Genomic DNA, 26637 nt, shown 5'->3' on the forward strand with positions numbered 1-26637 from the left:
AACAGTCACCCACAGAGAACGCGCAGGAGAGGAGGAGCTGTGAGTCAGGGCTACGAGGTGAACCTCGATCAACTCGAAGTGGTCGTCCGCAGTCTGCGGGCGGTTGCCGACAGCTTGGAGCACCCGAAGACCAGCGCGCGCTACGACACCACCGTGCCGCCCGGCATGCTGGGCACCGGCTTCGACGGTGCCACCTCGCTGACGACCCAGCACGGGACGATGCAAGACTGGCTCGAAGGCGTCATCGGTCAGCTCCAGGACTTCATCAATACGCACGCCAACCAGACCAAGCAAGCCTCCGATGCGTATGGGGAACAGGAGTACCAGACTCGCCAGGATCTCTACTCCGCCGGCGGCAACTAAGCAACGGGACCACGCCCTACGGGGCGTCGACACCAGGGGAGAACAGACGTGGGCGGCGCGCCGTCACAGAACGGACAGTCCGCGGCGGGGAACTACTGTACGGACTTCGAGTCGTCCGGCATCGGCGGACTGATCGGTCTGCGGCAGATGATCCAGGACGCGGATCCCGCCGGGCTGGAGCGCGTCTCGTACAAGTGGCGTGTGATACATGATGCCTTGGTGGAGGCTCAACAAGCCCTGGGCGACCATACGCGAGCTGCGACGGAGCACTGGACCGGTAGTGCGTCGGACGCGTTCGCAGCGAGGGCAGGCGAGCTGTCCCAGTCCCTCGGCAACGGTGCGGGCTACGCGTTGAACGCCGCTAGCGGGACCTCCCTGGCTGCGAAGGCGCTGCGTGATGCTCAGGGCAGGATGCCCAGCGTGCCGAACGCGGTCGACGAGTTCAAGCGGTGGGCCACCAGCGAAACCTCGGACAGCCAGTTCCAGTTGGATCTGGCGAGCGGGATGAGTCGCACGGCCGCGCTCCAGCGCGACGGCAGTCAGCTCTCTCTTCTCGAAGAGCGTCACCAGCAGGCCATCGTGGTCATGCAGCAGTTGGAGGGCGAGTACGAGTCGGCTGCGGCCAAGATAGGCCAGCCGGCCCCTCCGTTGGAGGAGAAGAACTGGAGCGTCTTCCCGCCGCCCCCGAGTAACGAACCGCCTGCGAACGGTTCGCGATCATCTCTCGGCCGGGTCGAGGAGCCTCCAGCTGCTCCTGCCGAGCAGCCACCGGCAGCGTCCAACTGGGCTGGTGGCGGCCAGGCTCGGAGCCGGAACGCCGGGGCACCGGCGGAGTCGGCGACTGCGCAACTCGACGGTGCTGCGGGCAACGGAAAGCCGGCCGGGTCAGGAACATCTCACCTGGGCTCTGGGGATGTGCCCCAAGGCACCGGTCCGAGCGGGCGCCAGCCGGATTCAGTAGGCCCCGGAACGGCGGACTCTCTCGCAGAGAGGCGCGGACTCACGCAGCGCAGCAAGGATTCCCGAGACTCTTACACAGGTGAGGGACAGAAGGATGGTCAAGCACTAGGCACAGAGGAACCGAGCAACTCCTCTTCAGCAACGTCGGACAGTCCGTCCCCCATCGACGACACCGCACGTCCGAGCAATGCCTCTCCGACGGCACGCACGGAGACTTCGACTTCCACAAGTGCTACCGACCCGCTGGGCGCCGAAGGCCCAGGAGCCTCAGAGGGAATGCCCTCCGGAGCTGGTGGAGCGGGCGCGCTGGCTCCAGGCCGAACGGTCAACCGTCGTAGGAGAAGGCGACGTCGCTACGGACTGGACGAGGACGGTCCGATTGGCGAGGAGCTCAACGGCCACGACGGGATCAACGAGCGATTCGAACCTCCGACTGTGGAGCCCTGCGACGGTGTGCAAGGTGGCTCGACTTCGTATCGGCCTCTGCCGCATGACAAGGGGGAGAACTTCTACGTCCCAGTCCACACCCTTGACGGCAGGCGCTCGTCCCCTGGGCAGCGTGGTCCTCAACGGGCAACCGGCGAGGAGCCGGGAGACGGGTCCACGGCGAATCCACGTGTGATCGAATAGCACGCGATGCCAAAGCAGCTAGGGCAAGGTCCGGGCCCGCACGGAACGGCATGGACTGGTTGAGGGAGACGATGCGTAGCACCACCGCACTGGGAGCCGCTCTCGTTGGGCTGGGGCTCCTGTTTGCTGGAGCCTCGCCAGCAGGAGCGGACCAAGTCCGCAGCGCCGAGTGGCCGTTGACCGCCTTCCACGCCGCCGATCGCGTTTGGCCCCACTCCACCGGCAAAGGTGTCGTTGTAGCGGTCATCGACTCCGGTGTGCGGTCCACCCACGAAGACCTCCTCGGCCATGTCCTACCGGGCAAGGACTTCAGCACCGGAGGGGATGGCCGTACCGATCGCGACCCGGACGGCCACGGCACGGCAATGGCCAGCCTGATTGCGGGGCAGGGCCATGGGCCCAATCACAGTGAGGGCATCGAGGGGCTCGCGCCCGGCGCCGAGATCATGCCGCTGGCCGTCGACAGTACCGGGACGAGCAACCTGGACCCCCGGGGAATCCCCGACGCCGTCCTCTACGCCACGGATCACGGGGCGCAGGTCATCAGCATGAGCCTCGGGAGCCCAGCATCGGACGCTGCCCTGGCACAGGCGATCGCCTACGCCGAAGCCCGCAATGTGGTCGTTGTAGCCTCCTCCGGGAACGAAGGCGGTGACCGACTCGACTGGCCGGCTGCCTATCCCGGCGTGGTCTCCGTCGGCGCTGCGGATCGCAACGGTGCGCTCTGGGCCGACTCCAACACCGGCGCGCAGCTCACTCTCACGGCACCCGGTGTCCGAGTGGTTGGCGCCGCATCGAGCAGTGACTCCGCCTACGCGATCGCAGACGGCACAAGCGACGCCACCGCCTACGTCGCGGCGACGGTAGCCCTCGTCCGGTCGGCCTTTCCGCACCTCACAGCGGGACAGGTGATCAACCGGATGATCAAGTCGGCAATCAACCCCGACCGCGTGACCCACGACATCAAGTACGGCTACGGCATCGTCCGCCCCGACGCGGCCCTGACGTTCAACATCCCGCCCGGCCCAGCCTCTGGCCCGCTTCCCCAGGAGACTTCTGCCCCAAGCAGCGAGAGCAGTGCCCCACCATCGAATCTCACCCCAACCCGAAGCACCACGCAGCAGACGTCGGTGTGGCTCTACGCCGGACTCGGAGCTGCCGTCGTCGTGCTGGGTCTAGGCGGAGCGGCGATCGCGTGGCGTCGCACCCGACTGCTCTAGCGCGCGGGAGGGTTCCGGCGGCGATGAGCCTCCGACGGTGTAGGCGGCGCGGTTAAGGATGTCGGAGAAGCCAGTGCCTTCCGGGGCGAAGCCCCAGTTCAGACCCCGTTGTGGACGGCGTGGACAGGGTGGACGGCGATTTGCAGCCAATCTCCGGCTACCACCTCCGCTGCGCCACCTGCGGCCAACCCATGGACCCCGGCCTCACCGCCGCCGGACACCTCACCCACCCCGAGTACTGAACAGCGCCGCGCCCACTCGCTCGCTCGCTGGGCGAGTGGGCGCGGTGAGGGACGGACGAGTGTGTCTGTCTCCAGGTCACTTCCGCTTCGTGGCGGCCTTAACGAGGTCCTCCAAGACCAAACCACCCTCGAACGAGGCAAGGAGGCCACTCAGCGTCACGCCATTCACGACGGGAACCCACTTCGCGAGCAACTCCATGAGGTCGGGCAGCGAGGCTGTGAACACGTACCTCACCGGCCCCTCAAAGGGATCCACCTCGACCATGTAATTCGCTTCGCTGTGGAAGACCCTGATGGCCAGGCCGTTGGAGGTGACATCGCCGGTGGCGAAGAAGTGCTCGTACCCCGCCTTCTTGATCACCTCATCCCAGTCCTCGCCTTCCGTCCCGAACGGGTCAGCGGTCTCCGTCCATTCGCCGTCGCGGTACAGAAGTTGCGCATTTTCCATCTCGTCCCCAAGAGATCACCCGATGCCCAGCATCAGCTCAGCGAAGTAGCGCGCACAGGCGCTGTACGCACCGCTACTCCCTACCCCTTCCGCCGCGCCAGACACCCTGAACGCCCAGAGCCAGTCGCGCGATCACCCCGAAGTGCCTGGAGGACCCCGTCCTTCAGGCACTTGCCTTTTCTGCTGCGAGGAGAGCTGAGAAGTGAGCCCGCGGACCCCGAACGACCACCCCCAGAGGACACCCAGGCAGGAGCGCTACCTGACGCTCGCGCAGTTCTGCCAGCAGTTCGAGATCGCCCGATCGACCTTCTACGACTGGCGTGCCAAAAGCCGCGCGCCGCGCCGCGTGAAACTCCCCAACGGAGATCTTCGCATCAGCGAAACCGACCTCAACCGCTGGCTCGATGACCTCGGAGATGCCGCCTGATGCAGACCACGTTCGATATCCGTATTTGGAAGACCAAGGTGTACAAGGGCAAGCGGGGAACGACGTAATACCGTGCGCTGGGTCGTCGCTGGTCAGGAATTCACCGCTCCGTTCAAGACCTCGGCTCTCGCCGATGCCGAGCGGTCGAAGCTCGTCCACGCCATGAGCAAGGGCGAAGCCTTCGACATCACCTCCGGTCTGCCTGTCTCGTCACTCAGGAACGCGGCCAGCGAGACGACCTGGTACGCCTTCGCAACCGACTACGTAGACGCCAACTGGAAGCGTTGGTCCGCAAACAACCGCGAGAGTGTGGCGAAGACGTTCACGGCCGTGACCCTGGCGGCGTTGCGAACGCCCCCGCCGGACCGCTTCGACCAGTTGCCGATGCGGACGGCCCTCCGTGAGTTCGCGTTCAATTCGAAGCGCCGGAGCCAGGCGCCGGACGACATGACGGACATCCTCACGTGGGTGGATCGGAACAGCTCCGCCATGTCCACCTGGACCGACTCGGAGCGCGTTGAGGCGATCGTGACCTGCATCGACACCAAGTTGAACGGGGATCCGTGCGCCAAGTCCAGCGTGAAGCGCCATCGCCGAGTGCTTAACCCGGCGATGAAGCGGGCCGTGGCGAAGCGCATCCTCCCGAACAACCCGCTACCCAAGCTGGCGACTGGCGGAGGCAAGTCGACCCGGGGTCTGGACAAGCGCTGCTTGATCAACCCTGAGCAAGCAGGCCTGTTGCTGGGCTGGGTGCACACCCGGCCCCGCGGCGGCTCCCGCCTACATGCCTTCTTCGCCACCATGTACTACTGCGGGCTTCGCCCGGAAGAGGCTGTGGCTCTCCGCGTGCACGACGCAACTCTCCCCGAGACCGGCTGGGGTGAGGTGATCGTCCACACCGCGACGCCCGAGGTGGGCAGTCAGTGGAGCACATCCGGCTAAGTCCACGACCGGCGTTCCCTAAAGGGTCGGGATGACGGCGAGACCCGCAGCGTGCCGATCCATCCTGCCCTTGCACGGGTGCTTCGGGAGCACATCGCGGACAGCCACCTGAAGGCCAGAGATCTGCCGTTTCCGGGTGAGCGGGGCGGCATCCTCGCAGGTTCGGTGATCCGCCGGGCCTGGGGCCGCGCCCGTAAGGAAGTGCTGGCTCCTGAGCAGCACGCGTCACCGCTGGGAAGGCGGGTCTACGACCTCCGCCACACCTGCCTGACGCGCTGGCTCAACGAGGGGGGTGCCGCCGCGCAGGTCGCCGAGTGGGCGGGCGACAGTGTGGAGGTACTGCTCCGGACGTACGCCCGCGTGGTCAGGGGCCAGGCCACCAACATCATGAGGAGGATCGAGACGGCGCTCGACATCAGCGCCGAGTACCCGGCGGGGCCGTAGAACTTCTCCGCGTATTTTCCGCAGCCACCCGGAGAAACCCGTATACGCCCGGACAGTACCGGACTGCCCCTGTTGCCAGTGGCACACGTTTGGTAATGTACACGCCAGCGCAGTTCAACCCCCTGAACTGCGGAAACGCCGCCATGATCGCGTAACAGTCCCGGGGTTGTTTCAGTGCGCCCCCGGCAGGACTCGAACCTGCGGCCAAGTGCTTAGAAGGCACCTGCTCTATCCGCTGAGCTACGGGGGCTTGGCGTGGAGCCTGGCGTGGGCCGGATCCTGTCGTGGGACAGGATAAGCAGGCCAGGGCTCACCACCGAGTGCCTGCGACCGGGTCGTTCGGGCGAACCTGCCGCAGGGCGGTCTGATAATCGCAGGTGGTGTGCGGCGGGCGCAGCGGTCGCGTAGCAATGGAACGCTGCTGTTGTTCAGTCGTTACTGCGCTGCTGCCTCAGCCGTTATCCAGTCGTACGGTCGGACGAGCTCCGCTTGCCGAGCGGCAAAGTGCACCCGTTCGGGTGGCGGGGTTTTCCACAGGCGCGGGTTGTCCACAGGGCGCGCGGTCCGCCGCGCCGGATGTACCCGGCCCGGAGCAGGGTGGTCCCAACGAAGGCCCCGTCGGGGCCGTGGCCGACAACGATGCTTGGGGGCTGCACGATGATGATGAACGGCGCGATGGTCACGCTGGTCGGCGTCGCGGTGAGCCAGGTGCGGTATTCGACGACTCAGGGCGGCGTCCCGGTGGCCCACTTCCGGCTGGCGGCGACGGAGCGACGCTTCGACCGGCCCCGACAGGTCTGGGTGGAGGGTGACACCAGCTTCTTCACCGTCTGGGCCTGGCGCAGCCTCGCCGAGAACGCGCTCACCTCGATCGGCTGCGGCGATCCCGTCCTGGTCACCGGCCGGATGCGGATCCGCGAGTGGGACCGGACGGACGGCCGCCCCAAGGGTGTCGCCGCGGAGATCGAGGCCATGGCCCTCGGCCACGACCTGGTGCGCGGCACGACGATCTTCCATCGCACCGTCCGCGGCCGCCCGGAGCTGGTCGCGTCACGCACGGAGCGTGCCCGGATGAGCGAGCGCCCACAGGACCAGCAGGCGGCGGACCAGCGCATCAAGGAGACGACGGGGGCGCGGCAGAGCAGCGGCGCACGCCCCGGCCCCCGGCCCAACCGCCCTGCGACCCAGGAGTCCCGAGCATCCCGACCGGACGGGCCCGTGACGCCCGTCCTCACGTTGGCCGCGCTCGACCGACGGTCCGACGGCACCGGCGGCCCGGGCGGCGCTGGCGGCGCTGGCGGCCCCAGCCGGCAGAACGGGGAGAGCAGCCTGAGCGGATCGCCGGCGCGAGGGTCGTCCGACGAGGCGCCCGACCGCGAGCCGGTCGCCGCCGTCGGCAGCGTCGTCGGCGCCGAGCAGCCGTAGCCCGGCCCAGCCCGGCAGGGCGGGCGTTCGGGCCCGCCCGCCGGGTGCGGCACAATGGAAGGCTGTAGCCACACCCCAACGACGACGCCGGACGGTTCATCTTGGCTGAGTACATCTACACCATGCGCAAGACGCGGAAGGCGCACGGCGACAAGGTCATCCTTGACGACGTGACGCTCAGCTTCCTGCCTGGAGCGAAGATCGGCGTCGTCGGTCCCAACGGCGCCGGTAAGTCCACGGTGCTCAAGATCATGGCCGGACTGGAGCAGCCGTCCAACGGCGACGCGTTCCTCTCCCCCGGTTACTCCGTGGGCATGCTCCTGCAGGAGCCCCCGCTCGACGAGACCAAGACCGTGCTGGAGAACGTCCAGGACGGTGTCGCCGAGACCAAGAAGAAGCTGGACCGCTTCAACGAGATCGCCGAGCTGATGGCGACGGACTACTCCGACGCGCTGCTCGACGAGATGGGCAAGCTCCAGGAGGACCTGGACCACGCCAACGCCTGGGACCTCGACGCCCAGCTCGAGCAGGCCATGGACGCCCTGGGCTGCCCGCCCGGCGACTGGCAGGTCACCAACCTCTCCGGTGGCGAGAAGCGCCGCGTGGCGCTCTGCAAGCTGCTGCTCGAGGCTCCCGACCTGCTGCTCCTCGACGAGCCCACCAACCACCTGGACGCCGAGTCGGTCCAGTGGCTGGAGCAGCACCTGGAGAAGTACGCGGGCACCGTCGTGGCCGTGACCCACGACCGGTACTTCCTCGACAACGTCGCCCAGTGGATCCTCGAGCTGGACCGTGGGCGCGCGTACCCCTACGAGGGCAACTACTCCACCTACCTGGAGACCAAGCAGTCCCGCCTCAAGATCGAGGGCCAGAAGGACGCGAAGCGCGCCAAGCGCCTCAAGGACGAGCTGGAGTGGGTCCGCTCCAACGCCAAGGGCCGTCAGGCCAAGTCCAAGGCCCGTCTCGCCCGCTACGAGGAGATGGCGGCCGAGGCCGACAAGATGCGGAAGCTGGACTTCGAGGAGATCCAGATCCCGCCGGGCCCGCGTCTGGGCTCCATCGTCATCGAGGCGGAGCACCTGGCGAAGGCCTTCGGTGACAAGGTCCTCGTCGACGACCTGAGCTTCACCCTGCCGCGCAACGGCATCGTCGGCGTCATCGGCCCGAACGGCGCCGGCAAGACCACGCTGTTCAAGATGATGCTCGGTCTGGAGCCGACGGACGCCGGCAACGTCAAGGTCGGCGAGACGGTCAAGGTCTCCTACGTCGACCAGAGCCGCGCCAACATCGACCCGAACAAGACGCTCTGGGAGGTCGTCTCCGACGGCCTGGACTGGATCCAGGTCGGCCAGGTCGAGATGCCGTCCCGTGCCTACGTCTCCGCGTTCGGCTTCAAGGGCCCGGACCAGCAGAAGCCGGCCGGCGTCCTCTCCGGTGGTGAGCGCAACCGCCTCAACCTGGCGCTGACCCTCAAGGAGGGCGGCAACCTGCTCCTCCTCGACGAGCCCACCAACGACCTCGACGTCGAGACGCTGAGCTCGCTGGAGAACGCCCTGCTCGAGTTCCCGGGCTGCGCCGTGGTCATCTCCCACGACCGCTGGTTCCTGGACCGGGTCGCCACGCACATCCTCGCGTACGAGGGCGACTCCAAGTGGTTCTGGTTCGAGGGCAACTACGAGTCCTACGAGAAGAACAAGATCGAGCGGCTGGGCGCCGACGCGGCCCGTCCGCACCGCGCCACCTACAAGAAGCTGACCCGCGACTGAGCGGCGTCCGCTGAAGCACCGCCACCGCACGACAAGTGCCCCGGGGCGGGCCGGAGTTCCAGCCGGTCCGCGCTGTCCCACCCGCCCCGGGCGCTGCTACCGACGGAGACTCCGTGGCTCGCCACATATACGCCTGCCCGATGCGCTGGTCCGACATGGACGTGTTCGGGCACGTCAACAATGTGAACTTCCTCCGCTACCTGGAGGAGGCCCGGATCGACTTCACCTTCACCACGGCCGGTGAGATCGGGGAGAAGGCCTTCTCCGAGGGCTCGGTGGTGGCCCGGCACGAGATCGACTACCTGATCCCGCTGGTCTACCGGCCCGAGCCGGTGACGATCGAGACCTGGATCTCCAAGCTCGGCCGCGCCTCCTTCACCGTCACCTACGAGGTCAAGGACGTCGGCGCGGGCCCCGACGGCGCGGACAAGGTCTATGCGCGGGCGAGCACCGTCTGCGTGCCGTACGACCTGGCGGAGGCACGGCCGCGTCGGCTGACGCCGGGTGAGCGTGCGTTCCTTGCCGAGTACCTGGAATCCGAGACGGTCGCGGCATGAGCACCGCGGTCGAGCCGCTGCGCTTCGCGGAACCGCAGGAGGTCGCGCCGCTGGCGGACTTCCTCACGCGGCTGCTCCGCTACGACCGGGCCGCGGCCGTTCGACTGCAGACGGCGGGCGCGACCCTGGCCGTCTTCGCCCGCATCCCCCTCGGCGAGGCGGGCCCGCTGGTGATCCGCACGGCCCGGCTGGCCGAGGCCCATCCGCTGGACGTGACCGTGTCGGCGGGCCAGTGGCTGGAGGAGCTCGGCCGCGACGAGCCGCAGGAGGCTGCGGCTGCTGACGCGGAGGGCGACGGGGCTCTGGTGCTCCCGCCGTCGATCACCGGACCGGCCTGGGCCGGCCTGCTCCCGCCCCGCAGCGGCTGGGAGCACGTCGCCGACCTGCCGACGGCACCACTCGGCGCGGCCGTGGCGGCAGCGGTGTCGGAGTTCCGCCGCGCGGGCGAGCCGGGCGCGGGCAGCGGTGACGCCCTGGCGGAGGCCATCTGGTCCCGTCGCGTCCACCCCTCGGGCCTGACGCTGCGGGCCCTGCACGCCGCCCATCTGACCGGTCTGCTGCGCCAGGCCCCGCAGCTGGCGCTGCATCAGCACCCGGCCTGGCTGCGACTCACCGCACCGCGCGGGTCGGTGGTCGTCCGGCGTGCCTCCACGCCCGGAGCCGGCCTCGGGCTCTCCTTCGGCCCGAGCCTCGGCGGCCGGTCACCGCGCTGACGTCGCTGCGTTCCCACCTCCCCCTCGGCCTCCGTCCTTCGCCTCTCGCCTGCCCAGCCCCACCTGCGCCCCCGCTCGTTGTCAGTGGCGGGGTACAGGATGCGAGGAGACGGATCGGTTCCGAACGAAGGCAGGCGCACGTGAAATTCCGGCTCTCCCGTGAGGCACTGACCGAGGCGGTCTCCTGGGCGGCGCACGCACTGCCTGCCCGGTCCACGGTGCCGGCCCTGTCCGGGCTGCTGTTGACGGCGGAGCAGCGGGGCCACGACGGGGTGCTCACCGTGTCCGGGTTCGACTTCGAGGTGTCGGCGCGCTTCGAGAGCCAGGCGGAGGTCTTCGAGTCGGGTGCCGCGCGCGTGCCCGGGCGACTGCTCGCCGACCTGGCGAAGGCGCTGCCGGTCGGCCACGACGTCGAGCTCGCCACAGCCGGGTCGGACGCGCTGCTGACCTGCGGTCCGGCGCAGTTCGAACTCCCTTTGCTCCCACCGGAGGACGGGCCGCGGCTGCCCGAACTCCCGCCCGCGCTCGGCTCCGTGGACGGCGCGCTCTTCGCCGAGGCGGTCGCCCAGGTCGCGGTGGTGGCCGGGCGGGACGAGGCGTTGCCGTTCCTCACCGGCATCCGGCTGGAGCTTCACGCCGACATGCTGCGCCTGGTCGCCACCGACCGTTACCGGCTAGCCGTCCGCGAGATCCCCTGGCACCGATCCGCCGTTCCGGCGGGGGCCGTCTCGGACGCTCCGTCAGTAGCGCTGGTCCCGGCACGCACCCTGCACGAGATCACCCGCTCTCTGACCAAGGACGAGCAGATCCGGATCTCCCCTTCCACCGAGGAGACCAACGGCAGCGGCGGCCTGATCGGCTTCGCCGCAGGCTCCCGCGAGGCCACCACCCGGCTGCTGGCCTCGGACTTCATCCGCTACGAGGCGATCTTCCCGTCCGCGTTCAGCGGGAGCGCCCTGATCGAGCGCCGCCCGCTGCTGGACGCGGTCAAGCGCGTCGCGCTGGTGACCGAACGGCATCGCCCGCTCCGGCTCTCCTTCGAGCCGGGCCGGCTCGTCGTCGACGCGGGCGGCGGCAGCGAGGCACGCGGGCGGCAGACCCTCGACGCGCACTTCGACGCGGAGCCCGTCGTGCTCTCCGCCAACGCGGGCTATCTCCTCGACGGCCTGGGGGCGCTGACGTCCCGTTACGCCGAGCTCAGCTACACCACGCCCACCAAGCCCGCCGTCCTCACCGGCCGCGAGGACGACGCGCGCCCGGGGGAGGACACAGCCGCCCAGGACGCGCCGTCCTACCGCTACCTCTTCATGCCCCTGCGCGTCGGCTGACGGACGGTTACTTGGACTGCTCCCACTCCCTGCGGTACTCGGCGAAGATCTCCTGGAGGTGGTGGCCGATCTTCAGGTAGTCGAGGTCGTCCAGGTTGGCCAGCGAGACCCGGACCGACCACTGCGGCCCTTCGAAGCCACCACCGTTGAGGAGCACCACGCCCGTCTGCTCAGCCAGCCGGAACAGCGGCTCGGTCGGCTCGTAGTTCTCCTGGAGGTAGTCCGCGAAGGAACGCCCGCCCACCCGCTCGGCCTCCGCCAACAGGTCCAGCTCGATGTAGTAGCCGGCCCGGCCCGGGTCACTGTTGATCTTCATGGCCGAGCCCTCCAGCAGCAGGTCGAGCCGCTGCCGGACGATGCTCTGGATCTTGGCCTTGTAGTCCTGGCCCTCGGGGAGCAGGTCGAACAGGGAGAAGAGCGCCATCTGCACCTGCTGCGGCAGGCTCAGTCCGGCGGTGTGGTTGAGGGCGACCTGCCGGGAGTCGGCGACCAACCGGTCGATGAACCTGATCTTCTCGGGCTCCAGCGTCAACGTCCCGTAGCGCTTGGCCAGCCGCGCCTTCTCGTCCGCCCCGAAGGCCGCGATGGTGTCGTCGACGACGTTGTCACGGGACAGGCCGATGACGCCGAGCCGGTGGCCCGTGCAGCCGTAGTGCTTGGAGTAGGAGTAGACGAGCAGGGTGTTGCGCGGGAGGTCGGCGGCGATGGTGCGGAAGCCGTCGACGAAGGTGCCGTAGACGTCGTCAGTGACGATCATCAGGTTCGGGTTGTCGCCTGCCACGATCCGCTTGATCTGGTCGGTGACCCGCTGCGAGAGGGCCAGCGACGGCGGGTTGCTGGGGTTGACCAGGCAGAGCAGCTTGACGGCCGGGTCCGCCAGCTTGGCGACCTCCTCCTCGGGGTAGCGCCACTCGCGCACGCCGGTCTCGGCGAAGCTGCTGGCATTGACGTAGACCACGTCGAACTCGTAGTCCTCGAGCTCGGGGATCTCGATGTAGGGGGTGAACACCGGGACCATCAGCGCGATCTTGTCTCCCTTGTGGAGCACGCCGTTCTTCATCAGGGAGTCGAAGATGTAGCACATGGCGGCGGTGCCGCCCTCGGTGGCGAAGAGGTCGAGGACGTTGTCCTTCGGCGGGTGACCCTGCATCAGTTCGTCCTGGAGGTACCCGCGGACGACCCGCTCGATGTGGACCATCATCCGGTCCGGAACGGGGTAGTTGTCGCCGATGACCGAGTCGGTGAGCTCGTGGATCCACGCGTCCCGGTCGAAGCCGAAACGCTGCACCGCAAGCTCGACGCAGTCCTTGAGCAACTCGATCCCGGGCAGCTCCGGGTGGCTGCGGACGTAGGCTTCGAAGCGGCCGGAGATGCCGGCCTGCTCGGGCATGCCGCCGAGGTTGTCGGCCGTCCAGACGCGGCGGCTCTCGGTCAGCGCGAAGTAGCCGAGGGCGTAGAAGGCCTCGCGCGGACCGGTGGCGATCCAGTTCGGGTTGCCGCGCCCGGCGTTGAGCATGTGGGTGGCGGACTTCCCCTTCTGTCCCTCCGCGTACTTCTCGGCGAGGGCGATGAAGGCGCCCTTCAGTTCGAAAGGGCTGAGCGAGGACAACCGCTGCATCTCTTCGCGGCTGATGGTCGGCTTGGCCATGTCGCGCCTTTCCACGAACGGGACGGATCGAAGGGAGGTCCGCCGAGAAGCACCTTATGCAGGATTCATCGGATTTGTCCGAATGACTCAGCGGCTGGGTGACACGCCATCCGCTCACCACCCGTCCACCCGCCGGACGCGGACCGCGCCCGAACCGGTCTGTCAGTGGCGACTGCTACGTTCGCGTCAGCGAGAACCGAGACACGATCGAAGCGACAGAGACGACAGCAGGGACGAAGGCGTGGCCGAGCAGCGCATCGCGGTCGATGCGGACCAGGACGGTCCGGGCGGGCGACTGCAGCCCCTGCGCGAGGACGGACAGCCGGCCGACCGCCCCGAGCGGGTGCGCGATCTCGCCGCCGCCATGGCCGAGCGGGAGTACGCCCAGCACCCCCGGTGGGTCTGGGCCGCCACCGAGGACGTCTACCCCCGGCTGCTGCCGCGGCTGCCGGAGAGCCGACTCGGGCGCTGCCACGACGCCAAGCTGGTGGAACCGCTGCTCCTGGCCCACGAGGGCCGATACGGCGAGCCGCGCTCCCTCGGTGCGGCCTGGGCCAGGCTGCAGGGCCTGCCGGTCCCCGAGGACCTCCGGCTCGGGCTGGCCGAGGCGGAGTCCGACGCGCACGCACAGGACGCGCTCTTCGCGCCGGACCGCAGCCGCCTGGGCCCGGGCGTGGATCCGCTCACCGCCCTGGTCGCGGTCCACGCCGAGCAGCAGCGACGCCTCGCCGCGCTCCCCGAGCCGACGCGGCGCGGGCTGCGCCTGCTCAGCGCCGCCGAGTCGGCGGGCGGGCTGGTCGCGGCCGAACTCACCTACGACGGCCTGCCCTGGAGCACAGAGGTCCACGACGCCCTGCTGGAGGAGTTGCTCGGCTCCCGCCCGACCACCGCACAGGCGGCGGGCGGGGCGCGTCCGCCCAAGCTCGCCGCGCTGGCGGTCGAGCTCCAGGACGCCCTCGGCGGGCGACCGCTCAACCCCGACTCCCCCGGCCAGGTGCTGCGCGCCTTCGCCGAACAGGGCGTCAGCCTTCAGTCGACCAGGAACTACCTGCTGCGCCAGGTCGACCACCCCGCCGCACCGCTGCTGCTGCGCTACAAGGAGCTGTCGCGGATCTACGCCGCCCACGGCTGGGCCTGGCGGGACGCATGGGTGCGCGGCGGCCGGTTCCGTCCGGAGTACGTCGTCGGGGGCGTGGTCTCCGGCCGCTGGGCCAGCCGGGGCGGCGGCGCGCTGCAGATCCCGCGGATCCTGCGCGGCGCGGTGGTGGCCGATCCGGGCTGGCGTCTGGTGGTCGCCGACGCGGGCCAGCTGGAACCGCGTGTGCTGTCCGCGCTGTCGAACGACCCGGGCCTGATCCGGGCCGGCGCAGCGGGCGACCTGTACGCGGGCCTGGCCGCCGACGCCTTCGGCGGGGACCGCGCCCGCGCCAAGCTGGGTCTGCTCGGCGCGATGTACGGCCAGACCAGCGGCGAGGTCGGCCCGCTGCTGGCGGTGCTGCGCCGCCGCTTCCCGCAGGCGATGGGCCTGGTCGAGGCGGCGGCCCGGACGGGCGAGTCGGGTGGCGTCGTCGAGTCGCGGCTGGGCCGGCTCTGCCCGCCGCCGTCGGCCTCCTGGCAGGAGGCCGGTTTCGCCGAGCCCTCTCCCTCGGGCGAGCTCGGCGAGGACCGCACCGGGTCGGCTGCCCGCTCCCGCGGCCGATTCACCCGCAACTTCGTGATCCAGGCGAGCGCGGCCGACTGGGCGCTAGCGCTGATCGCGGCGCTGCGCCGCCGTCTCGGCGAAATCCCACCCGGCCCGGACGGCGCACGACCGCGGCTGGTCTTCTTCCAGCACGACGAGATCGTGGTCCACAGCCCGCTCCCGCTCACCGGCACAGTCGCGGCGGCGGTGGCGGCCTCGGCCGACGAGGCGCGCCGGCTGGTCTTCGGCGACACCCCTGTCCGCTTCCCGATGGACACCCACATCGTGGAGCGCTACGCGGACGCGAAGGACGGCGGCGACGCGCAGGACGCCGAGGCGGATGAGGACGAGGGCTACTGAGCCCTGACGTCACCCACATCACCGTCACACACATCACCGACACACACATCACCCGCACCGGGCCTCTCGCGCACCCCACTTGAGACGTGTTCGCTCCGCGTCGTACACTCACACATGTTCGTCCATCATCGAACATTCCCGAGGGGGATCCATGCGCGCCATCGCATTCGAGCAGCTCGGACAGCCCGACGTGCTCAAGGTCGTGAACGTTCCGACTCCGGAGCCGGGGCCCGGCCAGGTGGCGATCGACGTGGTCTGGTCCGGCGTCAACTTCGCGGACGCCAAGGCCCGCTCCGCCGGCTACCGGGTGCCGCAGCTCCCGTTCGTCCCGGGGTTGGAAGTCTCCGGCACGGTCCGCGCGCTGGGGCCTGGCGTGACCGGGCTGACGGTCGGTCAGCACGTCGCCGCGATGCTCCCCGGCGGCGGCTACGCCGAGACCGTGGTCGCTGCGGCTGAGGCGACCTTCGCCGTTCCGGACGCGCTCGACCTCCGCGACGCCGCCGCCCTGATCACCGTGCTCGCCACCGGGTACGGCCTGCTCCACGACGTGGCCCGGCTGCGCGAGGGCGAGACGGTGCTGGTCCAGGGCGCGGCGGGCGGCGTCGGCACGGTCACCGGACAGCTGGCCCGGGCCGCCGGGGCGGGCCGCGTGTTCGGCGTCGTCTCCAGGCCGGACAAGGCGGAGCATGCCCGGAAGTTCGGCTACGACGAGGTCCTCGTCGGCGCGGACTTCGACGAGCAGGTGCTGAAGGCGACCGACGGACGCGGCGTCGACGTCGCGCTCGACCCGGTGGGTGGCGACAGCTGGCGGCGCAGCGTCGCCTCGCTGGCCCGCTACGGCCGCGCGGTGTCCTACGGCAACGCGGGCGGGGAGGCCCCCTGGAACGCGGACTTCGCCGAGCTTTCCCCCCGTGCGATCTCGGTCGGCGCGTTCAGCGTCCTCACCCTCGGCGCCGGTGACCCCGCCGCGCTCCGCTCCCTGACCGACCGCGCCTTCCGCGAGGCCGAACGGGCCGGGATCACCCTCCCGGTCACGGCGGAGTTCCCGCTCGACGAGGCGGCCCGGGCGCACCAACTGCTGGAGAGCCGGTCCAGCACCGGCAAGCTGCTGCTGCGGGTGCGCTGACAGGGTGGGATAGTCGGCGGATGCTGCTGACCACCCCCCGCCTCCGGCTCGTTCTGGCGGCCCCTCCGTTCGACCCGTCGGTCCACGACTGGGTCGCGGAGGCACCCGGCCCCGGCGTCTGGGAGCTGGCCGGGATCACGGCCCGGGCAGCGGAGGTGGGCTGGTACGTGCCGCCGTGGGGACTGTTCGTCGTCATCCGTTCGGCTGACGACCGGGCCGTCGGCGGCGTCGGCTTCCACGGTCCGCCGGGCGCGGACGGCTCCGTCGAGATCGGCTACGAGCTGGCGCCGAGCGCGCGCGGAGCGGGCTACGCCACCGAGGCGGTCCGGGCCGTCTGCGAGCTGGCGCTGGCCGACGCCGAGGTCCGGGCGGTCACCGCCCGGACCCTGCCGGCCAACGAAGCGTCCCAGGCCGTGCTGCTCCGCTGCGGCTTCCACCGGGTCCCGGTCCCGCCCCCGGACGGGATGGTCCACTTCCGGCTGACCGCGCCCACGGCATAGCGCCGAGCCGCACACCGCGCACCCCGTCGAGCCGCCCAGCGGCTTCGCCCACCGTGAAACCCGGATAACGGTTCGACAAGCGCCGTCCCCCCTTGCGTACGCTTGTCTGCGCAATGGGAACCCAGCAGCAGAACACCGCCACCGCCCGCCCGCGCCGTCGCCGGCCTGCCCCGCCGACCGGCGAGGCCGCCGCGCTCGTCGCGCGGCTCGGCGGGATATCGCTCCGCGACGAGGACCGACTCGGGCGTCGAATCGAAGGCCTGCGCAAGGTCCGCGAGCCGGAGAAGCGCGAGCGGCTGCTCGCGACGCTCACCGACGAGGTCGACGCGGCCGAGCTGCGCCTGGAGAACCGCAGAGCGGCGATCCCGACGCCCGCCTACCCCGAGAGCCTGCCGGTCAGCGCCCGCAGGGACGACATCATCGCCGCGATCCGCGACCACCAGGTCGTGATCATCGCCGGTGAGACCGGCTCCGGGAAGACCACCCAGATCCCCAAGATGTGCCTGGAGCTGGGGCGCGGCGTACGCGGCCTGATCGGGCACACCCAGCCGCGCCGGATCGCGGCGCGCACCGTCGCCGAACGCGTGGCCGAGGAGCTCGGCACCGAGCTCGGCAGCACCGTCGGCTGGAAGGTCCGGTTCACCGACCAGGTGGGCGAGAACACCGCCGTCAAGGTGATGACGGACGGCATCCTGCTGGCCGAGATCCAGAACGACCGGCTGCTGCGCCAGTACGACACGCTGATCATCGACGAGGCCCACGAACGCAGCCTCAACATCGACTTCATCCTCGGCTACCTGCGGCAGCTGCTGCCCAAACGCCCCGACCTCAAGCTGGTCATCACCTCGGCGACCATCGACCCGGAGCGGTTCGCCCGCCACTTCGCCGACCCGGCGACCGGCAAGGACGCCCCGATCATCGAGGTCTCCGGGCGCACCTATCCCGTCGAGGTCCGCTACCGCCCGATCATCGACGACTCCGCAGGCGACGAGGACGACGAATTCGAGGAGTTCCACAAGGGCAGCCGCCCCGGCGGCGGGTACGGCGGCGGCGCGTACGGCGGTGGCGACCGGGACCGGGACCGCGACCAGGTCCAGGCGATCTGCGACGCGGTCGAGGAGCTGGGCCGCGAGGGCCAGGGCGACATCCTGGTCTTCCTCTCCGGCGAGCGGGAGATCCGCGACACCGCGGAGGCGCTGGAGAAGCAGAACCTCCGCGCAACCGAGGTCGTCCCGCTCTACGCCCGGCTCTCCTCCGCCGAGCAGCACCGGGTCTTCCAACCGCACTCCGGCCGCCGGATCGTGCTGGCCACCAACGTCGCGGAGACCTCCCTCACCGTCCCGGGCATCCGGTACGTGATCGACCCGGGCACCGCCCGCATCTCCCGCTACAGCCACCGCACGAAGGTCCAGCGGCTGCCGATCGAGGCGGTCTCGCAGGCCAGCGCCAACCAGCGCAAGGGCCGCTGCGGCCGTACCAGCGACGGCATCTGCATCCGGCTCTACTCCGAGGAGGACTTCCTCTCCCGCCCGGAGTTCACCGACCCGGAGATCCTGCGCACCAACCTGGCCTCGGTCATCCTGCAGATGACGGCCGCCGGGCTCGGCGACATCACCGCTTTCCCGTTCATCGAGCCGCCGGACCGCCGCAACATCAAGGACGGCGTCGACCTGCTCCAGGAGCTGCACGCCCTGGAGAGCGGGACCACCCAGCAGGGCATGCGGCTCACCCCGACCGGCCGCAAGTTGGCCCAGCTGCCGGTCGACCCGCGGCTGGCCCGGATGGTGCTGGAGGCCGAGAAGAACGGCGTGATCCGCGAGGTCATGGTGATCGCCGCCGCGCTCTCCATCCAGGACCCGCGCGAGCGCCCGGTCGAGAAGCGCGCCCACGCGGACCAGCTGCACGCCCGGTTCACCGACCCGACCTCGGACTTCCTCACCTACCTCAACCTCTGGCGTTATCTGAAGCAGCAGCAGAGGGCGCTCAGCAGCAGCCAGTTCCGCCGGATGTGCAAGGCGGAGTTCCTCAACTACCTGCGCATCCGCGAGTGGCAGGACATCGACGCACAGCTGCGCCAGGTGGCCAAGTCGCTCGACGTCGACCTGGGCAGTCCGCACATGGCCGAGGAGGTCGACGGCGACGCGGTGCACCGCTCGCTGCTGGCCGGTCTGCTCTCGCACGTCGGCTCCAAGGACGCCGAGAAGCAGGAGTTCTTCGGGGCGCGCGGCGCCAAGTTCGCCGTCTTCCCGGGTTCCGCCCTGTTCAAGAAGACGCCCGCCTGGGTGATGGCGGCCGAGCTGGTGGAGACCTCCCGCCTGTGGGCCCGGATCGCCGCCAAGGTCGAGCCGCAGTGGATCGAGGAGCTGGCCGACCACCTGGTCAAGCGCACCTACAGCGAGCCGCACTGGGAGAAGGACCGCGGCGAGGTGGTGGCCTTCGAACGGGTGACCCTCTACGGCGTGACGCTGGTCGCCGGGCGCAAGGTCGGCTACGGGAAGATCGACCGCGAACTCTCCCGCGAGCTGTTCATCCGCCGCGCCCTGGTCGAGGGCGACTGGCGCACGCACCACCGGTTCTTCCACGACAACCGCAAGCTGCTCGACGAGGTCGAGGAGCTGGAGAACCGCGCCCGCCGCCGCGACATCCTGGTCGACGAGGAGACCCTCTTCGACTTCTACGACCAGCGGGTGGGCCAGGAGGTCGTCTCCGCCGCGCACTTCGACAGCTGGTGGAAGAAGAACCACCGCGCCAAGCCGGACCTGCTCACCTTCACACCGGACCTGCTGGTCAACGACTCCGCCGAGGCGGTCACCGAGCGCGACTACCCCTCCGTGTGGCACCAGGGCGACCTGGAGCTGCCGCTGACCTACCAGTTCGAGCCGGGCACCGAGCAGGACGGCGTGACCGTCCACATCCCGCTCACCCTGCTCAACCAGGTGCGCCCGGTCGGCTTCGACTGGCAGATCCCTGGCCTGCGTGAGGAGTTGGTCACCGCGCTGATCCGCTCGCTGCCCAAGGCGCTGCGCCGCAACTTCGTCCCCGCGCCGGACTACGCCAAGCGGCTGATGCGCATGCTCGCCACCCGCGACCCGGAGGCGGACGACAAGCCGCTGGTGGAGCTGTTGGAGTGGCAGCTGCACGAGCTGCGCGGCCTGCCCGTCCCGCGCGACAGCTGGAACCTTCCCGCGGTCCCCGACCATCTGCGGATCACCTTCCGCGTCGAGGACGAACGCGGTCGCAAGCTGGGCGAGGGCAAGGACCTGGAGCGGCTCAAGCTCGAGCTCAAGTCCCGTACGCAGCAGGCGATCGCCAAGGCCGCCGGGGGTCTGGAGAAGCGCGGCCTGACCGACTGGACCATCGGCGAGCTACCGCACACCTTCGAGCAGAAGCGCGGCGGGCAGACCGTCAAGGGCTACCCCGCCCTGGTCGACGACGGCGACTCTGTCTCGGTTCAGCTGCTGGACTCCCCCTACGAGCAGCAGCGCGCCATGGCCGCGGGGACCAGGCGGCTGCTCCTGCTGGGCGTCAACTCCCCGATCAACTCGATCCAGTCGCGGCTCGGCAACGGCGCCAAGCTGGCGCTGGCGGCCAATCCGCACGGCTCGACCGAGGCGCTCTTCGCCGACTGCCTGACCGCCGCCGCGGACAAGTTGATCGCCGAGGCCGGCGGCCCGGCCTGGGACGGCGAGGAGTTCGCCCGGCTGCGCGACCACGTCCGGGCGGAGCTCTACGAGGCCACCGCCGACGCGGTGATCAAGACCGCCAACGTCCTGGCGGTGCACCACCGGGTCCAGGAGCGCCTCAAGGGCATCGGCAACAGCCTGGCTCTGCTGACCGGTCTCACGGACGTCCGGGCCCAGCTCAAGGAGCTGATCCACCCGGGCTTCGTCGCTGAGACCGGCCTGCGCCGCCTGCCCGACCTGCAGCGCTACCTCAAGGCCGTGGAGCGCCGACTGGTCAAGCTGTCGGAGGACCCGATCCGCGACCGCGACCGCACCAGCGCGGTGATCCGCATGCAGGACGCCTACGCCGAACTGCGCGCCAAGCTGCCGCCGGAGCGCCGGGACGAGGAGGGCGTGCTGCAGATCCGCTGGATGATCGAGGAGTTGCGGGTCAGCCTCTGGGCACAGCCGCTGGGCACCCCGTACTCGATCTCCGAGCAGCGGATCCTGCGCGCCGTCGACGCGCTGATGCCCTGACCTGGCCTGATCCGACAGGTTCGAGCTCCTGTGGCCCGGTCGGCACTGCGCGTAACGGCGCGTAACGGCGCCGACCGGGCCGCACCGCTGTGTCTCGGACCGGCCGTTCGGCCTAGGACGGGCGTCACATCGGCGGGGTTATTGAGGCGGGTTGGGTAGACTCGACCTCTTGTCTTGTCGACAAAGGGACGAGGGCCCGATGACCACCGCCACCACCGCGCAACCCGCGCCGCGCGACCTGACCGACGGCGAGGCGCCGGTCACCTCCGCGGCGCTGTTCAGCGCGGGCCCGGGGGCCGCACCGCGCACACTCGTCGACATCCTGGACGCCACCGTCCGCGCCCACCCGAACGAGCCCGCGTTGGACGACGGCCGGGCGCAGCTGAGCTACCGCGCCCTGGCCGCAGCCGTCGAGACGCAGCGCAAGCAGCTCATCGCAGCGGGCATCCGTCCCGGCGACCGGGTCGGCGTGCGGATCCCGTCCGGGACCAACGACCTCTACGTCGGCATCCTCGCCGTGCTGGCCGCCGGTGCCGCCTACGTGCCGGTGGACGCCGAGGACCCGGACGAGCGGGCCGAGTTGGTCTTCGGCGAGGCCGAGGTCCGGGCGATCCTGGGCCCCGACCGCACCCTGACGCAGCGTCATCTGCTGCGCCCGGAGTCGCGCCTGCTTCCCGACGGCCCGCGTCCCACGCCGGAGCACGACGCCTGGATCATCTTCACCTCCGGTTCCACCGGCAAGCCCAAGGGCGTCGCGGTCACCCACCGCAGCGCCGCCGCCTTCGTGGACGCCGAGGCCGCGCTCTTCCTGCGGGAGGAGCCGATCGGCCCCGGCGACCGGGTGATGGCCGGGCTCTCCGTCGCCTTCGACGCCTCCTGCGAGGAGATGTGGCTGGCCTGGCGGCACGGCGCCTGCTTGGTGCCCGTCCCGCGCTCCCAGGTGCGCAGCGGGGCCGACCTCGGCCCGTGGCTGATCGAGCAGGAGATCACCGTCGTCTCCACCGTGCCGACCCTGGCCTCGCTCTGGCCCGCCGAGGCGCTGAGCGAGGTCCGGCTGCTGATCTTCGGCGGCGAGGCCTGCCCGCCCGAGCTGGTGACCCGCCTGGTCACCGAGGGCCGCGAGGTGTGGAACACCTACGGCCCGACCGAGGCCACCGTGGTGGCCTGCGCCGCGCTGATGGACGGCGAGGGGCCGGTCAGGATCGGCCTGCCGCTCGACGGCTGGGAGCTGGCCGTGGTCGACGAGGCCGGGCGGCCGGTCCCGCTGGGCGGCAGCGGCCAGCTGGTCATCGGCGGTCTCGGCCTGGCCCGCTACCTGGACCCGGCCAAGGACGCCGAGAAGTACGCCTCACTGCCCTCGCTCGGCTGGGAGCGCGCCTACCGCAGCGGCGACCTGGTCCGCGCCGACGCCGAGGGCCTGGTCTTCCTGGGCCGCGCCGACGAGCAGATCAAGCTGGGTGGGCGGCGCATCGAGCTGGGCGAGGTCGACGCCGCGTTGCAGGCGCTGCCGGGCGTCGCCGGTGCGGCCGCCGCCGTCCGGACCGCGCGCGGCGGCAACCAGCTGCTGGTGGGCTACCTGGTCACCGACGGCAGCGACGACTGGAACAAGGCGGAGGCCGCCCTGCGGCTGCGCAAGGAGCTGCCGGCCGCGCTGGTCCCGGTCCTGGCCGTGGTGGACGACCTGCCCACCCGCACCTCGGGCAAGGTCGACCGCAACGCCCTCCCCTGGCCGCTGCCCGAGAGCGCCGACGACACCGCCACCGAGCGGTTCCAGGGCACCGAGGCGTGGCTCGCCGAGCAGTGGACCGAGATCCTCGGCGTCACGGTGACCAGCAACTCCGACGACTTCTTCGCCATCGGCGGCGGCAGCCTGGCCGCCGCCCGGCTGGCGACCCAGCTGCGCGAGCGCTACCCGGCCATCGCCGTGCTCGACGTCTACGCCTATCCGACGCTGCGCAAGCAGGCCAAGCTGCTCGACCGCTCGGCCAGCACCGGCGGCGAGCGCCGCGAGATCGCCCCGACGCCGCGTCGCGCGCAGGCGATCCAGCTGGCGCTGCTGGTCCCGCTCTTCGCCCTGGTCGGGCTGCGCTGGACGGTGGGGCTGCTGGCCCTGGCCGACGCGCTGCACTGGTTCGGCGCGTACCCGTGGGCGCCGACGGCCTCCTGGTGGCTGGTCGGCGCGGGCGCACTGGTGCTGTTCAGCCCACCCGGCCGGATCGCGATCGCGGCGGGCGGGGCCCGGCTGCTGCTGCGCGGCGTCGGACCGGGCCGCTACCCGCGCGGCGGCGGCGTGCACCTGCGGCTGTGGACGGCCGAACGGCTGGCGGAGCTGAGCGGGGCCGCCTCGCTGACCGGCTCCTGGCTGGTCCGCTACGGCCGGGCGCTGGGCGCCCGGATCGCCCAGGACGTGGACCTGCACTCGTTGCCGCCCGTCACCGGCCTGCTCAAGCTGGGCCGCGGCTGCGCGGTCGAGTCCGAGGTCGACCTGTCCGGCTGGTGGCTGGACGGCGACCGGCTGGAGATCGGCGCGATCAAGGTCGGTTCGCAGGCCGTCGTCGGCACCCGGACCGTGCTCTTCCCCGGCTCCCGGGTCGGCAAGCGGGCCGAGGTCGTGCCCGGCTCCGGCGTGGCGGGACAGATCCCGACCGGACAGCGCTGGGGCGGCGTCCCGGCGGTCAAGCTGGGCAAGGCCGACCGGTCCTGGCCCAAGCAGCGTCCCGCACGGCGTATGCGCTGGTCCGCCGCCTACGGCGCGAGCGGCGCGTTCCTGACGCTGCTGCCGCTGCTGTCCGCCGTTCCGACGGTCGCGGTCGTAGCGCAGTTCGTCGGTGCGAACGACGGCGCGGGCACGGCACTGCGCGGCGCGCTGCTCGCCGTGGTCCCGGCCGCGCTGGCGTTCGGTATCGCCTACGCGCTGCTGGTGCTGGCCGCCGTGCGGCTGCTCAGCATCGGGCTCCGCACCGGCCACCACCCCGTGCACAGCCGGATCGGCTGGCAGGCCTGGACGGTCAGCCAGCTGATGGACACGGCACGGGAGACGCTCTTCCCGCTCTATGCGGGCCTGGTCACCCCGGTCTGGCTGCGCGCCCTCGGGATGAAGGTCGGCCGCGGGGCCGAGGTCTCCACGGTGCTGGCGCTGCCCAGCCTGACCAAGGTCGGCGAGGGCGCGTTCCTCGCCGACGACACCCTGACCGCCCCGTACGAGCTGGGCGGCGGCTGGATGCGGATCGGCCGCGCCGAGATCGGCCGCCGCGCCTTCCTCGGCAACTCCGGCATGACCGGGGCCGGCCGGTCCGTCCCGGACGGCGGCCTGGTCGGCGTGCTGTCGGCGACGCCGAAGAAGGCCAAGAAGGGCTCCTCGTACCTGGGCCTGCCGCCGGTCAAGCTGCCGCGCGCGGCGGCGAAGGGCGACGAGGGCCTCACCTACGACCCGCCGGCGCACCTGCTCTGGGCCCGCGGCCTGGTCGAGCTGTGCCGCCTTGTGCCGGTCTTCTGCTCGGCCGCCCTCGCGTTGCTGACCGGCGCGGCGCTGTACGCCCTGGCCCGGGCGGGCGCCTGGGAGCTGGTCCTGCTGGCCGGACCGGTCCTGCTGGCCTCGGGCGCGGTCGCCGCCCTCGTCTCGATCGCGGCGAAGTGGCTGCTGGTGGGCCGGTTCCGGCAGGTGGACCACCCGCTGTGGAGCGGCTTCGTCTGGCGCAACGAGCTGGCCGACACCTTCGTCGAGGTGCTGGCCGTGCCGTGGCTGGTCGGCTCGGTCCCGGGCACGCCGGTGCAGACGCTGTGGCTGCGCGGACTCGGGGTGCACGTGGGCCGCGGGGTGTGGTGCGAGAGCTACTGGCTGCCCGAGTCGGACCTGATCACCCTGGGCGACGGGGTCAGCGTCAACCGGGGCTGCGTCCTGCAGACGCACCTCTTCCACGACCGGATCATGCGGATGGATACTGTGGTCCTCGATCAAGGTGCCACCCTCGGCCCGGGTGGCATCGTGCTGCCGGGCAGCCGGGTCGGCGCGCGGACCACGCTCGGTCCCGCGTCGCTGGTGATGGGCGGCGAGTCGGTCCCGGCCGACACCCGCTGGCTCGGCAACCCGATCGAGGCCTGGCAGGACTGACCGGCGGCAGCACAGCGCTGTCGCGCCGGCACGACTGCCGGGGCGGCGCGCGGTCTCACGACCAGAACGTCGGCAGCACAGAGCGCAGGACAGCACGGCACGGCACGGCACGGCAGAGCACGGAACGGCACGCACGGCGCACAGGGAGCGGAACACCGGTGAGTCCCCAGCAGGCCCGGAGACAACAGACCGCCACCGGCGCGGGCACGGTCCCCGCCACCGACCCGTACTTCCCCGCCAACGGCGACGCGCGCTACCACGTGCACCGCTACGAGCTGGCGCTCGACTACCGCCCCGCGCCCAACCGGCTCAGCGGCACCGCCCGGATCAGCGCCATAGCCGCGCCGGGCGGCGCGCCGCTGGCCGAGTTCGCCTTCGACCTCGCCGCCGGCTTCCGGATCGGCCGGGTCACCGTCGACGGTCGGGCCCCGCACTACGCCCACCGCGCGGGCAAGCTCCGCGTCCGCCCGGCCAAGCCGCTGACGCCGGGCGCGGCCTTCACCGTCGAGGTGCACTGGAGCGGCAACCCCAAGCCGGTGCGCAGCCCCTGGGGCGGCCTCGGCTGGGAGGAGCTGACCGACGGCGCCCTCGTCGCCAGCCAGCCGACCGGCGCGCCCTCCTGGTACCCGTGCAACGACCGTCCGGCCGACAAGGCGTCGTACCAGATCTCGCTGACCACCCCCTCCCCCTACGCGGTGGTCCTCGGCGGACAGTTGCTCACCCGGACGGTGAAGTCCAGCAGCACCACCTGGGTCTACGAGCAGTCCGCACCCACCTCCAGCTACCTGGTCGGCGTCGCCCTCGGCGCGCTGCAGCAGGTGCGGCTGGACGACCCGGTGGCGGACGAGGTTCCGCAGCACGGCTGGGTGCCCCACCATCTGGTTCCGGCGTTCGGAGCGACCTTCGCGCGCCAGCCGGAGATGATGCGGCTCTTCCAGGAGCTGTTCGGCCCCTACCCGTTCGACGGCTACGCGGCGGTCGTCGTCGACGAGGAGCTGGACGTCCCGGTGGAGGCCCAGGCCATGGCCACGTTCGGGGTCAACCACCTGGTCGAGGGGTGGGAGTCGGAGCGGATGGTCGCGCACGAGCTGGCCCACCAGTGGTTCGGCAACAGCGTCAGCGTGGCCGACTGGCGGCACATCTGGCTGAACGAGGGCTTCGCGAAGTACGCCGAGTGGCTCTGGTCCGAGCGCGCGGGCGGCCCCGGCGCGGCGGAGCGCGCGGCACGCTCGCACCAGCTGCTCTCGGTGCTCCCCCAGGACCTGCGTCTGGCCGATCCGGGACGCCGCTCGATGTTCGACGACCGCATCTACCAGCGCGGCGGCCTGACGGTCCATGCGCTCCGGGTCGCCCTGGGCGACGAGGCCTTCTTCCGGATGCTGCGCGACTGGACCCGCTCCCACCGGCACGGGACGGCCGGGACGGACGCGTTCGTCGCCCATGTGCAGCGCTACGCCTCGGCCCCGCTCGACGGGCTGCTCAACGCCTGGCTGTACGAGACGCTGCTGCCGCCGCTGCCCACGGCCTGAGGCGCAGCTTCGGGAGCG

At 70.9% G+C, this 26637-nt stretch carries 18 protein-coding genes and 1 tRNA gene; 16 read left to right on the top strand and 3 right to left on the bottom strand.

The window, feature by feature from the left end:
• Window positions 1-39: 39 nt before the first annotated feature.
• Window positions 40-363 (top strand): hypothetical protein, encoded by a 324-nt coding sequence (locus I2501_RS20850; protein WP_196195647.1) that lies wholly within the window; start codon window positions 40-42, stop codon window positions 361-363.
• 1766 nt (window positions 364-2129) lie between these two features.
• On the top strand, window positions 2130-3173 hold the full coding sequence (mycP, locus tag I2501_RS20855) for a type VII secretion-associated serine protease mycosin (RefSeq protein WP_196195648.1): 1044 nt from the start codon (window positions 2130-2132) through the stop codon (window positions 3171-3173).
• Between the two features lie 318 nt (window positions 3174-3491).
• Here the strand turns inward: mycP and I2501_RS20860 are convergent, their stop codons facing one another.
• A complete protein-coding gene (locus I2501_RS20860; RefSeq protein ID WP_196195649.1) occupies window positions 3492-3863 on the bottom strand; it encodes a hypothetical protein in 372 nt (123 codons plus the stop codon).
• Window positions 3864-4065: 202 nt separating this feature from the next.
• Here I2501_RS20860 and I2501_RS20865 point away from each other — a divergent pair, with 202 nt between their 5' ends.
• The 3 genes from I2501_RS20865 (at window position 4066) to I2501_RS39560 (ending at window position 5676) form a co-directional block, all read left to right on the top strand.
• Window positions 4066-4290, top strand: coding sequence for a helix-turn-helix transcriptional regulator (locus I2501_RS20865; protein WP_196195650.1), 225 nt, complete (start codon window positions 4066-4068; stop codon window positions 4288-4290).
• 72 nt (window positions 4291-4362) lie between these two features.
• The gene (locus I2501_RS39555) at window positions 4363-5232 is read left to right on the top strand and encodes a site-specific integrase (RefSeq protein ID WP_236046768.1); all 870 of its coding nucleotides are present in this window, start codon (window positions 4363-4365) and stop codon (window positions 5230-5232) included.
• Between the two features lie 78 nt (window positions 5233-5310).
• On the top strand, window positions 5311-5676 hold the full coding sequence (locus tag I2501_RS39560; RefSeq protein WP_236046770.1) for a site-specific integrase: 366 nt from the start codon (window positions 5311-5313) through the stop codon (window positions 5674-5676).
• Between the two features lie 177 nt (window positions 5677-5853).
• On the opposite strand, the gene I2501_RS20875 is transcribed toward I2501_RS39560, so the two are convergent.
• Window positions 5854-5926, bottom strand: a tRNA-Arg gene (locus I2501_RS20875).
• A 407-nt stretch (window positions 5927-6333) separates the two neighbouring features.
• Between I2501_RS20875 and I2501_RS20880 the strand changes: the two genes are divergently transcribed.
• From I2501_RS20880 to dnaN, 5 genes are all read left to right on the top strand, one after another.
• Window positions 6334-7101, top strand: a complete 768-nt coding sequence (locus I2501_RS20880; RefSeq protein WP_196195651.1) for a single-stranded DNA-binding protein — start codon at window positions 6334-6336, stop codon at window positions 7099-7101.
• A 101-nt stretch (window positions 7102-7202) separates the two neighbouring features.
• The gene (gene ettA, locus I2501_RS20885) at window positions 7203-8867 is read left to right on the top strand and encodes an energy-dependent translational throttle protein EttA (protein WP_196195652.1); all 1665 of its coding nucleotides are present in this window, start codon (window positions 7203-7205) and stop codon (window positions 8865-8867) included.
• Window positions 8868-8980: 113 nt separating this feature from the next.
• Window positions 8981-9424 carry an acyl-CoA thioesterase gene (locus tag I2501_RS20890; RefSeq protein WP_196195653.1) on the top strand — a complete coding sequence of 148 codons (444 nt, stop codon included), beginning with the start codon at window positions 8981-8983 and terminating at the stop codon, window positions 9422-9424.
• Entirely contained in the window at window positions 9421-10137 is a 717-nt protein-coding gene (locus I2501_RS20895) for a hypothetical protein (RefSeq protein WP_196195654.1), read from the top strand. Before I2501_RS20890 ends, I2501_RS20895 begins: the two co-directional genes overlap by 4 nt.
• A gap of 140 nt (window positions 10138-10277) precedes the next feature.
• Window positions 10278-11465: a DNA polymerase III subunit beta gene (gene dnaN / locus I2501_RS20900; RefSeq protein ID WP_196195655.1), complete on the top strand. Its 1188-nt coding sequence runs from the start codon at window positions 10278-10280 to the stop codon at window positions 11463-11465.
• A gap of 7 nt (window positions 11466-11472) precedes the next feature.
• Here dnaN and I2501_RS20905 read toward each other — a convergent pair whose 3' ends face one another.
• Complete coding sequence (locus I2501_RS20905; protein WP_196195656.1) at window positions 11473-13113, bottom strand: bifunctional aspartate transaminase/aspartate 4-decarboxylase; 1641 nt, start codon at window positions 13111-13113, stop codon at window positions 11473-11475.
• 241 nt (window positions 13114-13354) lie between these two features.
• Between I2501_RS20905 and I2501_RS20910 the strand changes: the two genes are divergently transcribed.
• The 6 genes from I2501_RS20910 to I2501_RS20935 all read left to right on the top strand — a co-directional run bounded on the left by I2501_RS20910 (window position 13355) and on the right by I2501_RS20935 (window position 26619).
• The gene (locus tag I2501_RS20910; protein ID WP_328806507.1) at window positions 13355-15154 is read left to right on the top strand and encodes a bifunctional 3'-5' exonuclease/DNA polymerase; all 1800 of its coding nucleotides are present in this window, start codon (window positions 13355-13357) and stop codon (window positions 15152-15154) included.
• 151 nt (window positions 15155-15305) lie between these two features.
• Complete coding sequence (locus I2501_RS20915) at window positions 15306-16280, top strand: quinone oxidoreductase family protein (RefSeq protein WP_196195658.1); 975 nt, start codon at window positions 15306-15308, stop codon at window positions 16278-16280.
• A 20-nt stretch (window positions 16281-16300) separates the two neighbouring features.
• Window positions 16301-16780 (top strand): GNAT family N-acetyltransferase, encoded by a 480-nt coding sequence (locus I2501_RS20920; protein ID WP_196195659.1) that lies wholly within the window; start codon window positions 16301-16303, stop codon window positions 16778-16780.
• A 113-nt stretch (window positions 16781-16893) separates the two neighbouring features.
• A complete protein-coding gene (hrpA, locus tag I2501_RS20925) occupies window positions 16894-20979 on the top strand; it encodes an ATP-dependent RNA helicase HrpA (RefSeq protein ID WP_196195660.1) in 4086 nt (1361 codons plus the stop codon).
• A 199-nt stretch (window positions 20980-21178) separates the two neighbouring features.
• A complete protein-coding gene (locus I2501_RS20930; protein WP_196195661.1) occupies window positions 21179-25090 on the top strand; it encodes a Pls/PosA family non-ribosomal peptide synthetase in 3912 nt (1303 codons plus the stop codon).
• A gap of 158 nt (window positions 25091-25248) precedes the next feature.
• On the top strand, window positions 25249-26619 hold the full coding sequence (locus tag I2501_RS20935; RefSeq protein ID WP_196195662.1) for a M1 family metallopeptidase: 1371 nt from the start codon (window positions 25249-25251) through the stop codon (window positions 26617-26619).
• Window positions 26620-26637 lie beyond the last annotated feature (18 nt).

It is taken from the genome of Streptacidiphilus fuscans (assembly GCF_015690355.1).
GTDB lineage: Bacteria > Actinomycetota > Actinomycetes > Streptomycetales > Streptomycetaceae > Streptacidiphilus > Streptacidiphilus fuscans.